Below are 14,157 nucleotides of genomic sequence, written 5' to 3' on the forward strand. Positions count from 1 at the left end.
GAATTGCGCCACCTTCCCGCAATACCACCTCAGGAATACGCTTGCCGTGCCGCGCATCAGCAGAGAGCTGAAGGCTCTCAGTATTTGGACCTTATCGTTAGCAATCAGCGGCTGCATCGGAACCGGAGGAATCGCCCCCCAAAGCCAGGCCCTCAACGCCAATACCCTGGCCACCGACGAAGCGATTCAACACGCCGCCCAGGACGCCCACTGGCCCACCGCGCAATGGTGGCAAGCCTACGGCGACCTGCAGCTGAACCGCTGGGTGGAAACTGCCACGCAAAACAGTCCGAGCCTGGCCATGGCCGCTGCACGGGTGCGCGAAGCGCGGGCCATGGCCGGGTTTGCCGAGTCGGCCGAGTCGCTGCAGATCAGCAGTGACACCACGCTCAAGCGCCATAACTGGCCGAAGGATCAGTTCTACGGGCCGGGCGAGTTGAGCGGAACGACTACCTGGGACAACAATTCGTCCCTGGGCCTGAGTTATGCCCTCGACCTGTGGGGCCGCGAGAGCAATGCCACTGAGCGCGCCGTCGACCTGGCGCATATGAGCGCCGCCGAAGCGCGCCAGGCCCAGCTTGAATTGCAAAACAACGTGGTGCGCGCCTATATCCAGCTGTCGTTGCACTACGCCAATCGCGATATCGTCGCGGCCACGCTGGCCCAGCAACAGCAGATTCTCGACCTGGCCAACAAACGCCTGAACGCCGGGATCGGCACGCACTTCGACGTCAGCCAGGCCGAAACGCCGTTGCCGGAAACCCATCGCCAGTTGGATGCCCTGGACGAAGAAATTGCCTTGAGCCGTAACCAACTGGCGGCATTGGCGGGCAAAGGCCCGGGTGAGGGCGCGCAGTTGCAACGCCCGAGTTTGTCCCTCGCCGCGCCACTGAAATTACCCTCGAGCTTGCCCGCGCAATTGCTCGGCCAACGCCCGGACGTGGTTGCCAGCCGTTGGCAAGTCGCCGCCCAGGCGCGTGGTATCGACGTCGCCCACGCCGGTTTCTACCCCAACGTCGACCTGGTCGGCAGCCTCGGCTACATGGCCACCGGCGGTGCCATGCTGGGATTTCTCAGCGGCGAGAAACTCAACTACAACGTTGGCCCGGCGATCACCTTGCCGATCTTCGATGGCGGCCGTTTGCGTGGCCAACTGGGCGAAGCCAGCGCCGGTTATGACATCGCCGTGGCCAAGTACAACCAGACCTTGGTCAACGCGCTCAAGGGCATCAGCGATCAGTTGATCCGTCGCGAATCCATGGGCAAGCAGTCGGCCTTCGCCGCGCAGTCGGTGGCCTCGGCGCAGAAAACCTACGACATCGCGATGATCGCCTACCAGCGCGGGCTCACCGATTACCTCAACGTACTGAATGCCCAGACGCTGCTGTTCCGCCAGCAGCAAATCGAGCAACAGGTGCAGGCCGCGCGCCTGAGCGCGCATGCCGAGCTGGTCACGGCGCTGGGCGGCGGCCTTGGCGCCGGCAACGACAGCCCGCAGCCGGGCAAAACCCTCCCAAGCAAAACCCCGGCGGCGCTGGCCGTATTTGATCACTGAGTAGGATTTGATGACGCCCTTGCCTGCACCGCTGCGCTGGTTGCACTCCCTGGAGTGGCGCCGTGGTTTTTTCGACTGGGCACGCAGCGATGGCGTGACCTGGGTGTATATCTTCAAGGTGTTGATCGCCGCGTTCCTCACGCTGTGGCTGGCGATGCGCCTGGAACTGCCGCAACCACGCACCGCGATGATCACGGTGTTTATCGTGATGCAACCGCAGAGCGGCCAGGTGTTCGCCAAGAGCTTCTATCGCTTCCTCGGCACCTTGGCAGGCTCGGCGGTGATGGTCTTGTTGATCGCCTTGTTTGCGCAGAACACCGAGTTGTTTCTTGGCGCGCTGGCGATCTGGGTGGGCATTTGCACGGCCGGTGCGACGCGCAATCGCAACTTTCGCGCCTATGGGTTTGTGTTGGCCGGCTACACGGCGGCGATGGTTGGTTTGCCTGCCCTCGCGCACCCGGACGGGGCCTTTATGGCGGCCGTGTGGCGCGTGCTGGAGATCTCCCTGGGGATTCTTTGCTCCACCGTGGTCAGCGCCGCGATCCTGCCGCAAACCAGCAGCGCCGCGATGCGCAATGCCTTGTATCAGCGCTTTGGCGTGTTTGCGCTGTTCGTCACCGATGGCCTACGTGGGCGCAGCCAGCGTGAAGGGTTCGAAGCCAGTAACGTACGCTTTATCGCCGAAGCCGTGGGCCTGGAAGGGCTGCGCAGCGTCACCGTGTTTGAAGACCCGCATATGCGCCGAAGGAACGGCCGGCTCAGTCGCCTCAACAGCGAATTCATGAGCATCACCACGCGCTTCAACGCCTTGCACCAGTTGCTTGAGCGGCTGCGCACGGATGCGGCCGATCACGTCGTCGCCGCAATCAAACCCGGCCTGCAAGACCTCGCTGAAGTATTGGATGGTTTCTCTGGCCGCGCCCTCACCAGCCCCGACGCTGCGCGGTTGGTCAACCAACTCAGCGCCTATAAAGACGGCTTGCCCGCCAAGGTGCGCAGCCTGCGCGCGAGCTTCCAGGAGGGCAACCCGAGCGAAGCCGAGCAGTTGGATTTCCATACCGCCTACGAGTTGCTTTACCGCTTTGTCGACGACCTGCACAACTACGCGTTGACCCACGCTTCCCTCGCCGACCACAGCCACGCGCGCGAGCAGTGGGACGAAACGTATACCCCCAAAACCAACTGGCTGGCCTGCGCCGCGTCCGGCATTCGCGCCTCATTTATCCTGATCGTGCTCGGCAGTTATTGGGTCGCCACGGCGTGGCCGAGCGGCGCGACCATGACCCTGATCGCTGCCGCCACCGTGGGCTTGTCCGCCGCCACACCTAACCCCAAACGCATGGCGTTCCAGATGGCCTGCGGCACCTTGATCGGCGCGTTGGTGGGCTTTGTCGAAATGTTCTTCGTGTTCCCCTGGATCGACGGCTTCCCGCTGCTGTGCGTGATGCTCGCGCCGGTGATCATCTTTGGCTCGTTCCTCGCCTCACGCCCGCAATACGCCGGTGTTGGCGTCGGCCTGCTGATCTTCTTCAGCACCGGCTCGGTGCCCGACAACCTCACCGTCTACAACCCCTACACGTTTATCAACGACTACATCGCCATGGTCATCGGCATGCTGGTGTGTGCGGCGGCGGGGGCGATCATCCTGCCGCCGAACAGCCGCTGGTTGTGGCGCCGCCTGGAACAGGACCTGCGCGAGCAGGTGGTGTATGCGATCAGCGGCAAGCTCAAGGGCCTGGCGTCGAGTTTTGAAAGCCGCACCCGCGACCTGCTGCACCAGGCCTACGGCCTCGCCGTCGGCCAGCCGCACGTGCAGCGCGATTTGCTGCGCTGGATGTTCGTGGTGCTGGAAGTCGGCCACGCGATCATCGAGCTGCGCAAGGAGCAGGCGATCTTGCCGGTGCACCCGGCGTATGCCGAATCCCAGCCGTGGCGCCAGGCGATCCGCGTGATGGGCCGCTCGCTGGTGCGGCTGTTTTTGCAGCCGAGCGCGAGCAACCTGGAGCGCGGCCTGATTGCCGTCGACCATGCGATCAGCCGCGTGCAGGCCACCGACGAACCCTTCGCCCCGCACTTTGACACCTCGGCCCTGCGCCGGGTGAAAAGCTACCTGCACTTTATTCGCACCTCGCTGCTCGACCCGCAATCGCCCCTGGCGGCCCTCAAAGGAGCCCCGCATGCCTCGTGAAATCGCCTTCCACGGCGTCTACATGCCGACCATGACCCTGATGTTTTTGATCGCGGCGGGGTTGGCCTGGGCGCTTGATCGCTTCCTGGCCGGGTTCGACCTGTACCGATTTTTCTGGCACCCGGCGTTGCTGCGCCTGAGCCTGTTCGTTTGCTTGTTCGGCGCCTTGGCGCTGAGCGTCTATCGTTGAGAATGCCCCGATGAAAAAGTTTTTCAGCCTGCTCGCGACTTTGCTGGTATTGGCTTTGGCGATCTGGATTGGCCGCACATTGTGGGTGCATTACATGCAAACGCCGTGGACCCGCGACGGCCGTGTGCGCGCCGATATCATCAACGTGGCGGCCGACGTCACCGGCGAAGTGGTGGATGTGCCGGTGCGTGACAACCAGTTGGTGAAGAAGGGCGACCTGCTGATGCAAATCGACCCCGAGCACTACCGCATCGCGGTCAAGCAGGCGCAATCGCTGGTGGCCTCGCGCAAAGCGACGTGGGAGATGCGCAAGGTCAATGCCCACCGCCGCGCTGACCTCGACGCCCTGGTGATCTCCAAGGAGAACCGCGACGACGCCAGCAACATCGCCGACTCGGCCCTCGCCGATTACCAACATGCGCTGGCGCAACTGGAGGCGGCTGAACTCAACCTCAAGCGCACCCAGGTAGTGGCGGCAGTGGACGGCTATGTCACCAACCTTAATGTGCACCGTGGTGACTACGCGCGCATCGGCGAGGCCAAGATGGCCGTGGTCGATATGAACTCGTTCTGGGTGTATGGCTTCTTCGAAGAAACCAAGCTGCCGCACGTCAAGGTGGGGGACAAGGCCGATATGCAATTGATGAGTGGCGAGACGCTCAAGGGCCATGTGGAAAGCATCTCGCGCGGTATCTACGACCGTGACAACCCCGAGAGCCGCGAGCTGATTGCGGACGTGAACCCGACCTTCAATTGGGTGCGCCTGGCTCAGCGTGTGCCGGTGCGGATTCACATTGATGAAGTGCCCGACGGCGTGTTGTTGGCAGCGGGCATTACCTGCACTGTCATCGTCAACCCGACGCAAAACTAAACGGTGGGAACTGGCTTGTGTGGGAGCTGGCTTGCCTGCGATGGCCATAGGTATCTACACATATTTTTTTCGGGTTGAGTGCTGTGGTTGTCGTGGGGGGCGCTGGGTGCATATCCGTTATTTCGGTGATGGCGACTATTGGTTCCGCTCTTACAGCGGGTCACTTTTGAAAAGAGCCCAAAAGTAACCAAAAGGCTCTTGCCCCACCACTCGGCCCCTCGCCTAGGCTCGGTGTGCCCTCACGCAGGCTTTGGAGCGGGGGCCGCCGCCATGGGCCATCCTTGGCCCATCGCGGCTAAACCGGCGTCCTGCCGGTTTACCCCCGCTCCAAAGCCTGCGTTCGGCCAGCGTGGTTTAACGGGGCGCCTAAGATCAAAATCAAGATCAAGATCTACAGCACGGCGGCCTAGTAGCCGACCTGAGTGGTTGAATCAAAAGCAAAGCCAAGGCGGCCTGGCAGCCGACCTGTTTACTGAAGCTGTTCTCGGTCTAATTGTGGGAGCGGGCTTGCTCGCGAATGCGGTGTGTCAGTCAGCTTATTTGTAACTGGCCCACCGCATTCGCGAGCAAGCCCGCTCCCACATTTTGAGCTCAGTACATCAGGTAGATGTGTGTGTACTCGGTCAATGTGGGAGCTGGCTTGCCTGCGAAGGCATCAACTCGGTGTACCTGATGTACCGAGGTGTCTGCATCGCAGGCAAGCCAGCTCCCACAGAAAAACAGCTCTGCTTTTGCCCTGTTTTTGCCCTGCTTTTGCTTCAACCACTCAGGTCGGCTACTAGGCCGCCGTGCTGTAGATTTTGATCTTGATCTGACAGGCCCCGTTAACCACGATGGCCGAACGCAGGCTTGAATCCGTGGGTAACCCGGCAGGACGCCGGGTTAGCCGCGCTGGGCCAAGGATGGCCCATCGCGGCGGCCCACGGATTCAAGCCGGAGTGAGGGCATGCCGAGCCTAGGCGAGGCACCGAGTGGTGGGGCAAAGACCTTTTGGTTACTTTTGGGGCGTTTGCCAAAAGTGACCCGCTGTAAGAGCGGAACCATACGAAGCCGTTACCGCAGCAACGGATATGTACTCAATCTACCTAAACCCGCCACAGGCCTAATGCCACACAAAAAGTTGCGTAGATGCATATGCCTATCGCAGGCAAACCATCTCCCACAGTTTTGACCGCATCAGGCCTTGATGAAGGTTTCATGCAAGTGGCGCCACAGCAGCGCGCCGCTGGCCTGTTTTTCAAACACCACGGTGGCGCGGCGATCGGTCTGCGTGCCGCTGTCATCGATCTGATGTTCGCGGTAAGTCACCGTGGCGCCGCGTGCATGGCGGTCGATCCCGGCCATTTCACTCAAGGTGATTTTCAAGCCCGGGCGCATACCGCCAAGGCGCGTGAACAGCGCCTTGACCCCGGCCGCATTCACCCGTGTGCCAGTGGCAGGCGCGACCATGCTGAATTCGGGTGAGAAGCGCGCAAGCAACGTTTCCAGGGTGCCCTCAGGCGCAACGCCGGCAAACCATTGCTCGATCTCGACGTGGGTCTGGGTCACTTCTTCAAAAAAAACGCTGTAATCAATCATCACTGGGGCTCGCTGGCAGGGTGAAGCAGCGTGCGGACTCTGGACGCATCCAGGCGCAGCACTGCAAAGAGGGGCAGCAGTGTCAGGGCTGCCGCTATCGTGAAGGTTATGGCGAATGAATCCAAGGCCGACAACAACGCACTGAGTGCCGCCGCGCCGAGGCAAAAACTCACTTGCCGATTGATATTCCACAACGCGCTGGCGTGGCCCATGCGCTCGGCGCGAATGTCCAGAAACGCCAGGGGCTGCGCGGTGCTGCTGCACAGGCTGCCGCCCAGGCCCATCAACGTGTAGGCAAGAATGATCACGGCCGGTTCGGGTTTTATCAGCAGCAGGATGCCGACACATTGCAGCACCATGCCCGCCAGCAGCAAGGGTTTGGGGCCGCAGCGGTTGAACAGCTTTTTGCTCAGGAAAATCGCCAGTGCCGACGCCAGCGCCCACGGCAACATCAGTGCGCCGGTGCGCGTGGCGTCGTAGCCCAGGCCGCGCAGGTAGAGGATGGCGATCAGGCTGGTGCCGATAAACACGCCGGGAATGAACAGGTAGATCAGCATTGCCACGCGCAGCATCGGGCTGCTGATCTGTTTGAAAATGCTGCCCACGTCCAAGGCCGGGCGCACCGTTGCAGGGGCGTCAGGTTTTATCCACAGCAGCGCGAGCAGCAGCGTGAGCAACGCCAGCGGCAGGTTGGCGTAGAAGATCCAGCGCCACGACAGGCTGTCGACGATCAACCCGCCCAACGCCGGCGACAGCGCCGGCACCAGCAGCGCCACCGACATCACCCGCGCCGTCAATTGGCTGCGTTGTGCCGCTGGATAGTGCCGGTACGCCATGGCCTGGCCCACGGGAATCAACAGCCCGCCACCCAAGCCTTGCAGCGCTCGCCAGCCGATCAGCGTTTCGATTGAACCCGCCTGGCCCACCATCAGCGAAGCCCCCGCGAACAACAGCAGGCTCGCCGCGATCAGCGTTCGCTCGCCCAGAAGCGCCGCCAGCCACACGCTCAAGGGAATGATCACGGTCAGCCCGAGCATGTAGGCGTTACTGATCCAGGCCAATTGCGTGACCGAGGCGTGGAGTTCGCGGGCGATATCCGGGTAGGCGACTGTGGCGACAAACATGTTCACCAGGTCCAGGGCGAAACCCAGTAAAAAGATCCAGGCGACTTTCGAGCGGTAGGTCATGGACGCGATCCTGCGAATGAAGCGGGCAGGGTAGGTCGCGTGCAGGGTTTGGGATACGTCGGTTTGCCTGTTAGTTTGTCAAAAATATTTTGACAAAGGAGGGCGCGGCCGATGGTCAGCCTGGACCGATTCGACACCTTCAAGGCTGTAGTAGAAGCCGGCTCGCTCACCGCCGCGGCGGACCTGCTGGGCCAGACCCGCGCCGTGGTCAGCTTCAACCTCAAGCGGCTCGAAGCAGAATTGGGCGTCACGCTGCTGACCCGCAGCACCCGCCAACTGGCGCTGACCGACGCCGGCGAACGCTTCTACCTGCGCTGTACGCGCATGCTCGAAGAAGCACGCCTGGCGGTGGAGGAGGCGCGCTCCGAACATGCCCAGCTCAAAGGCACGTTGCGCATCACCACCACCGTGGAGTACGCGCTGGCGGTGGTGGCCCCGGCGGTGGAAGCCTTCCGCCGCTTGCACCCGGACCTGAACATTCACTTATCCACATCCTCCACCCACGCCGATTTGATCTCGGAGCGCTTTGATGTGGCGATTCGACTAGGGCGCCTGCTCGACTCCAACCACCGCGCGGTGCAGTTGTCTACCTTCGAAGTATTTGCGGTGGCGGCGCCGGAGTTTGCCGGGGTGCAAACGCTGGATGCGTTGGAACAGGTGCCCAAATTGGGCCATGGCCGTTTAACCGAACTGAGCGTGACCGACCCGGCGGGTGGCGAGCACCAATATCGCTCCGGCCCTACGGCGCTGGTGGCCGACAGCGCGTCCGTGCTCCAGGCGTTTGCCGTGTGCGGCCATGGCGTGGCGGTATTGCCGCAATGGCTGGTGCAGGCTGACTTGGACGCGGGGCGGCTGGTGCGGCTGTTGGACGACCATCGCTTTGCGCCGCAGGGGATCTACGCTATGTACCCGGATACGCGGCATTTGCCGCTGAAGGTGCGGGCGTTTATTGATTTTATGAAGGGTTAGAGTGAGCCCGTCAGGCCAAAGCGTTTCTTCAACACCTTCTCCAGCAATGCCTTGGGCAGCAGCGCCGCCATCAACGGCAACGCCCGGCAGCCATTGCCTGCACGCAACAGCCGTGGCGGCTTTGACTGTTGCACAGCCTTGAGCACTTGAGCCGCAAATCGCTCGGCCGAGGTCGGGTTGTTTTGCGAGGCCTGGGAGCGCGCGCGAATGCCTTCGCGCAACGGCCACCATGGCGACTGCTCGTTGATCAACAACTCGGCCTGGGCCCCGGCGCTTTTCGCAAAGTGGGTATCGATGGCCCCCGGTTGCACTTCCAATACCCGCACACCAAACGGTGCCAGCTCCATGCGCAAGGCATCGCTCAAGGCGTGCACCGCCGCTTTCGACGCGCAATAAGCACCGGCAAATGGCGTGACCAGCACTCCGGAAACGCTGCCGATATTCACCACCAGGCCTTTAGCGCGACGCAGCGCGGGGAACAGCGCCTGGGTGACGCCGACGATGGAAAATACATTGGTTTGGAACTGGCGCTGCATCGCCTCGGTGCCGCCGTCGAGCAGCGGGCCCATGGCGCCATAGCCGGCGTTGTTGATCAATACATCCAGCTCGCCCCATTGCTCGGCCAGGTGCTGCAAGGCGCTGCTGTCGTTGACGTCCAGCTTCACCGCGTTGAAGCCTGCGGCGGCGAGGGCGGCCACGTCTTCTTCGCGGCGGGCGCTGGCCCACACGTCGAAGCCTGCGGACTTGAACGCGTCAGCCAGCGCGCGGCCAATGCCGCTGGAGCAACCCGTGATCAGTACGTTGGGCATGGATCAATCCTTTGTCAGTCCGAGAAACTGCCTTGCAGGTGCTCGGCGCGAAATTCCAGAGTTTGCGGGCGGTAGCCGGGGCGCAGCGGGGGTGTGGGCAGGCAATCGTCCCAGGTGGCGCCCGCCTGTAGTTCGCCGGGGCCGCGATAGCGTGGGGCAGCATAGACGTTGTCGGCCAGGTTCACCGTGTCGCCCGGCGCATAGGCGGCGAGCCGCCAGCGCAGTTCGGTGAGGGGCACGTCGTTGCCATTGCTCAGGATCAGTTTCAACGGGCGGTCGGCGGGGCATTCCTGTGGTGCATAGCTGATGCGCAGTTCCAGGCGCGACAGTTGCGAGGCTTCGCGGCTGTCCAGCCACACCACCCAGATCGCCACGCAACCCAGGCCGACGGCAGCGGCAAGGGACACCGGCAACGCCTTGGCGGGGTAGCGCAGCAGCAGGATCAGCCAGGTGATGATCAGTAGAACGCCGAAGAACATGGAGACCACCTCGAATAGGGAACGAGCATCCTAACTTAAGCGTAGGTGCGATTGGCTAACTTGAGAGGTGTGTTGGCCGGGCTGACGCCTTCGCGAGCAAGCCCGCTCCCACAGTTGGACTGCATTCCCCTGTGGGAGCTGGCTTGCCTGCGAGACTTACTTACTGGGCGGAAGAATCCGCCTGCAAGCCTTCGATGGAAGCCTCAACCAATGCCAAACCGGTTTCGGCCAATTGCAGGCTGGCCCAGTTCAGGTAGCTCTGGTGTTCTGTGCACAGGTCTTGAGCGGCCAAGGTGAGCACGCGCGCGGTGCCCAAAACATAGCTGGCATGTTCCAGCGCATGTTCGATGGGAATGCCGGGTTGTACGCAAAACAGAGGTGCTTCACTGCGGTCGCTGGGGCCGAAGGGGATGGGGCGGGTGGTTTGTTTGGACATGGTGGATCTCCTATGAAAATCGGAGCTGCCACGCTTCGCCGTCAAACGAATGGGTGGCAACTGTACGCAGGTTGACGGACCGGTCATAGGAACCCGGCGCGCTCGAAAGCGCCCCACGCACAGTCGCCATAACGCTGTGCTTGGTCCTATGAGTGTCCGAGGCCGTCAAACCTCATCACGAATGAGTCGTGACAGGCGCGAGGATAGGCAGGAAGAGAAGGTGGGTCAATGCTGGCGGTTGCACCCTGATCGTTCCCACGCTCTGCGTGGGCATGCATCCCGTGACGCTCTGCGTCACCCGTGCGCGGATGGCGGGACGCGGGAGCGTCCCAGGCAGCATTCCCACGCAGAGCGTGGGAACGATCAAAAAAGCCCCCACCCAACCCACTGCGGATAGGGGACGCAATGGGCTGGGTGAGGGCTTCTTTTTACGACTGTTTTACTGCGCGATAGTTTTCACCGACACGCCACGTTCAACCGGCGTGGAGCGCCCGTAGATATCTTCGAACCGCTCGATATCGTCTTCGCCCAGGTAGCTGCCCGATTGCACTTCGATGATCTCCAACGGGATCTTGCCCGGGTTGCGCAGGCGGTGCACCGAGGCGATCGGGATGTAGGTGGATTGGTTCTCGCAGAGCAGGAACACGTTTTCGTCACAGGTGACTTCAGCGGTGCCGCTGACCACGATCCAGTGCTCGGCGCGGTGGTGGTGCATTTGCAGCGACAGGCACGCGCCCGGTTTTACCGAGATGTGCTTGACCTGGAAACGCCCGCCCATGTCCACCGAGTCGTAGGAGCCCCACGGGCGATAGACTTCGCAGTGGTTCTGGGTTTCGCTGCGGCCCTGGTCGTTGAGGGTGCTGACCATCTGCTTGACGCCCTGGACCTTGTCCTTGTGGGCAATCATCATCGCGTCCTTGGTTTCCACCACCACGATATTGTCCAGGCCGATCACCGAGACCAGCTTGCCGTTGCCGTGGATCATGCAGTTGCGGCTGTCCTGGATCACCACGTCGCCTTTGCTGACGTTACCGTTGGCGTCTTTGTCGTTGACCGCCCACAGCGAGGCCCAGCAACCTACGTCGCTCCAGCCGGCACTCAGCGGCACCACACAGGCGCGCTGGGTTTTTTCCATCACGGCGTAGTCGATGGAATTGTCCGGGCAGCAGGCGAAAGTGGCGTCGTCGAAGGTTATGGTGTCAGGCGTCTGCTCGCTGCGTTCCAGGGTCAGCACGCAGGTGTCGTAGATGTCCGGGTCATGCTTTTTCAACTCTTCAAGGAAGCGGCTGGCGCGGAACAGGAACATGCCGCTGTTCCAGAAGTAACCGCCGCTTTTGACGAACTCGACGGCGCGCTTTTCATCCGGTTTTTCCACGAACTGCTGCACACGGCTCACGCCTTCTGGCAGCAGCGAATCGTTGGTGGACTTGATGTAGCCATAACCGGTTTCCGGACGGGTCGCCGGTACGCCGAACAGCACCATCTCGCCACGCTCGGCGGCCACGGTGGCCAGGGCCAGGGCGCGTTGCAGGGCTTTCTGATCGTCGATCACGTGGTCGGCCGGCAGCACCAGCATCAGCTCGTCGCGGCCTTCATTGACCAGCATCATCGCGGTCAAGGCCACGGCCGGTGCGGTGTTGCGCCCGAACGGTTCCATCAGGATGCGCTGGCATTCGAGTTTACGCGTGCTCAGTTGCTCGTTGACGATGAAGCGGTGGTCTTTGTTGCAGACCACAATCGGCGAGTCCATGCCTTCGAACACCAGGCGCTCCAGAGTTTGCTGGAACAGCGTGTGCTCACCGGTCAGGGCCAGGAATTGTTTCGGGAACTGTTTACGGGAAAGCGGCCAAAGACGTGAGCCGCTACCACCGGAAAGGATTACTGGGATCATGGGGGTTTCTCCTTGAATCGATTTGGGTCAGAGCCTGTGGGAGCGGGCTTGCTCGCGAAGGCATCAGCTCGGTGTCACTGACAGACCGAGTCGTCAGCATCGCGGGCAAGCCCGGCTCCTACAGGGGAAGCGTCAATTTCAAAAGCTAATCAGCGGGTCGACACGGGGCGTTTCACCCACACTGGCGAAATGCTCGAACCGGAACCGGTCACGTACAGCACCGCTGCTTCACCACGTTCCAACGCCACCGGCTTCACATCGCCGACTTTCTTGTCACCGTCATACAACGCCAGGCTCACCTTCACCGGGTTGATTTCGCGCTCGCCACGGCCTTTGGCCGCCACCGACTTGACCACGTCGGTCTTGCCGTCGGCAGTCTTCAACGTCAGGGCCTTGTCGCTGAGGTTCTGCACGCGCACCAGGGATTTCTGCTTGTTCTTGAACGGCGGTTCTTCGATCAGTTGTGGCTGGCCGCTGCCGCTGTTAACCAGGGTGTAGTAGTGATCGGCGGCGAGCTTGACCGGCACGGTCTGGCTGCCGACCTTGGCGCTGTAGTCACCACCGGGCATGAAGCTGAAGTCACTGCTGGCCAGCGGGGCGACTTCGCTGAGGTTGGTGGCGCCGACGGTGGCGCTGACTTCCTGGTTGGATGCGTTGTAGACACGCACGAAGCTTGAGCCTTTCGGTGCGACAGGGCCGTACAAGGCCGCGTCACCGGCGAAGGCGGACAGGGATACCAAGCTCATACCGGCAGCCAGGGCCAGAGTCTTAGCGAGACGACGCGGAGTAGTAGTGAAAGTCATGTGAGTTACCTCTCTTTCAGTTTTGCGCCCGGTCGGGCGTCTCGGATTTTTGGTGTTTAACTGGGGTGTTCAGTGCCATGTTCTGTTGGCGCGAACCGGCTTGTTTAAGCTGCGCAACCCACTGCGGGTCGGCGTCACCGATTTCGTTGTTGACGGGCAGATAACGTTCAGGAAACTCCCAGATCAGCACTTGTGGCGGGCTGTTCTTGAAGTCGTCGCTTTTCAGGTAGCTGAGCATCGGCAGAATCGGGCCGTGGCCGTCTTCGGAGTAGTTGATGACGTCGCTGTGCAAGGCTTGCTTGAGCGCGCCGACAAAGTTCCAGTTGGGGTTGGCGCTGTAGCTGGTGCCGACCAGCGCCACTGGGGTTTCGCTGTTGCTGAACAAGGCGTCGTCGCCTTTGTTTTCAGCCAGGTGCGTGACGCGTTTTTGCAGCGGCTCTTTAGGCGGCATCAGGTTTTCAAACAGCGGGTCCAGCGGCAGGAACAGACGCAGGTCGCCTTTGTGCGGGGAGGTTGCCTCGGCTTCGGTGACAAAGCGCTGCGGCTCGCCGCTGAGCGGGGTCTTTTCGCTAATCACCTTGGCCAATTGCTTGGCGGCCACTTCGGCACCGTCCGGGGTCCAGTGGGTGTCGGTGCGTAGGAACACTTGCTGGCCGCCCAGCTTGGCCTGTTGCAGCGGGCCAAGCAGGTCTGGGGCAATGATCTTGTCGGCCGCGACACGGGCGTGGAAGTCCTGGTACAGGTTGGCGTGGATGCTGGCTGGTTTCACTTCGCCCAGGTGTTCCGGGTACAAGCGCACCTTGGCCGGCACAATCGCCATCACCAACTGAATGCCCTGGGCCTTGAGTTTCTGGCGTACGCCTTCGACCAGCGCGTAGTTGCCTTCAAGGTTCTGGTCTTCATTGACGGCGGGGTTGAATTCCTCGTCGCTGTACAGCCAGTGATCGCGGCCCAGCACCACGCCAGGGCGGCCTTCGTTGAACAGCTTGTAGTCCAGCGCAGCCCACAGGTTGGTGCCGATGCGCTTGATCGGGAACTGGTCGTCGTAGTGGGTCTCGACGGCCTTGGTCCAGCGGCCGTTGAGCACCGTCGCGTCGGCATTGGTGCTGAAACCGAAGAAGCTGCGCATCGACCAGGCGCCCAGGGCCAGCAGCACCAGTAGGAACAGCGCGATATAGAGGACGCGGAATGAACGGGTCAT

At 61.8% G+C, this 14,157-nt stretch carries 13 protein-coding genes; 5 read left to right on the top strand and 8 right to left on the bottom strand.

The annotated features are described in order from the left end of the window. Nucleotides 1-46: 46 nt before the first annotated feature. The 4 genes from ACA065_RS05100 to ACA065_RS05115 are packed head-to-tail and all read left to right on the top strand — an operon-like array spanning nucleotide 47 to nucleotide 4,804. On the top strand, nucleotides 47-1,555 hold the full coding sequence (locus ACA065_RS05100; RefSeq protein WP_497693567.1) for an efflux transporter outer membrane subunit: 1,509 nt from the start codon (nucleotides 47-49) through the stop codon (nucleotides 1,553-1,555). A gap of 10 nt (nucleotides 1,556-1,565) precedes the next feature. Continuing rightward, nucleotides 1,566-3,743 carry an FUSC family protein gene (locus ACA065_RS05105; RefSeq protein WP_497693568.1) on the top strand — a complete coding sequence of 726 codons (2,178 nt, stop codon included), beginning with the start codon at nucleotides 1,566-1,568 and terminating at the stop codon, nucleotides 3,741-3,743. Further along, on the top strand, nucleotides 3,733-3,933 hold the full coding sequence (locus tag ACA065_RS05110; RefSeq protein WP_497693569.1) for a DUF1656 domain-containing protein: 201 nt from the start codon (nucleotides 3,733-3,735) through the stop codon (nucleotides 3,931-3,933). Before ACA065_RS05105 ends, ACA065_RS05110 begins: the two co-directional genes overlap by 11 nt. Before the next feature lie 10 nt (nucleotides 3,934-3,943). After that, nucleotides 3,944-4,804, top strand: coding sequence for an efflux RND transporter periplasmic adaptor subunit (locus tag ACA065_RS05115; protein WP_497693570.1), 861 nt, complete (start codon nucleotides 3,944-3,946; stop codon nucleotides 4,802-4,804). Between the two features lie 1,176 nt (nucleotides 4,805-5,980). Here ACA065_RS05115 and ACA065_RS05120 read toward each other — a convergent pair. Next, nucleotides 5,981-6,382 (bottom strand): DUF4440 domain-containing protein, encoded by a 402-nt coding sequence (locus ACA065_RS05120; RefSeq protein ID WP_497693571.1) that lies wholly within the window; start codon nucleotides 6,380-6,382, stop codon nucleotides 5,981-5,983. Then, a complete protein-coding gene (locus ACA065_RS05125) occupies nucleotides 6,382-7,569 on the bottom strand; it encodes an MFS transporter (protein ID WP_497693572.1) in 1,188 nt (395 codons plus the stop codon). Before ACA065_RS05125 ends, ACA065_RS05120 begins: the two co-directional genes overlap by 1 nt. 111 nt (nucleotides 7,570-7,680) lie before the next feature. Here ACA065_RS05125 and ACA065_RS05130 point away from each other — a divergent pair, with 111 nt between their 5' ends. Beyond that, complete coding sequence (locus ACA065_RS05130) at nucleotides 7,681-8,538, top strand: LysR family transcriptional regulator (protein ID WP_497693573.1); 858 nt, start codon at nucleotides 7,681-7,683, stop codon at nucleotides 8,536-8,538. Here the strand turns inward: ACA065_RS05130 and ACA065_RS05135 are convergent. The 6 genes from ACA065_RS05135 to ACA065_RS05160 form a co-directional block, all read right to left on the bottom strand. Further along, nucleotides 8,535-9,347: an SDR family oxidoreductase gene (locus tag ACA065_RS05135; RefSeq protein WP_497693574.1), complete on the bottom strand. Its 813-nt coding sequence runs from the start codon at nucleotides 9,345-9,347 to the stop codon at nucleotides 8,535-8,537. The two genes, ACA065_RS05130 and ACA065_RS05135, sit on opposite strands and share 4 nt — an antisense overlap. A 14-nt stretch (nucleotides 9,348-9,361) precedes the next feature. Next, nucleotides 9,362-9,826: a multidrug transporter gene (locus ACA065_RS05140; protein ID WP_497693575.1), complete on the bottom strand. Its 465-nt coding sequence runs from the start codon at nucleotides 9,824-9,826 to the stop codon at nucleotides 9,362-9,364. 160 nt (nucleotides 9,827-9,986) lie between these two features. Beyond that, nucleotides 9,987-10,262: a DUF3077 domain-containing protein gene (locus ACA065_RS05145; RefSeq protein ID WP_497693576.1), complete on the bottom strand. Its 276-nt coding sequence runs from the start codon at nucleotides 10,260-10,262 to the stop codon at nucleotides 9,987-9,989. Between the two features lie 439 nt (nucleotides 10,263-10,701). After that, a complete protein-coding gene (locus tag ACA065_RS05150; protein WP_497693577.1) occupies nucleotides 10,702-12,153 on the bottom strand; it encodes a mannose-1-phosphate guanylyltransferase/mannose-6-phosphate isomerase in 1,452 nt (483 codons plus the stop codon). A 149-nt stretch (nucleotides 12,154-12,302) separates the two neighbouring features. Next, nucleotides 12,303-12,956: an alginate O-acetyltransferase AlgF gene (locus ACA065_RS05155; protein WP_497693578.1), complete on the bottom strand. Its 654-nt coding sequence runs from the start codon at nucleotides 12,954-12,956 to the stop codon at nucleotides 12,303-12,305. Between the two features lie 16 nt (nucleotides 12,957-12,972). Further along, nucleotides 12,973-14,157: an alginate O-acetyltransferase gene (locus ACA065_RS05160; RefSeq protein ID WP_497693579.1), complete on the bottom strand. Its 1,185-nt coding sequence runs from the start codon at nucleotides 14,155-14,157 to the stop codon at nucleotides 12,973-12,975.

It is taken from the genome of Pseudomonas sp. LBUM1640, from assembly GCF_059716225.1.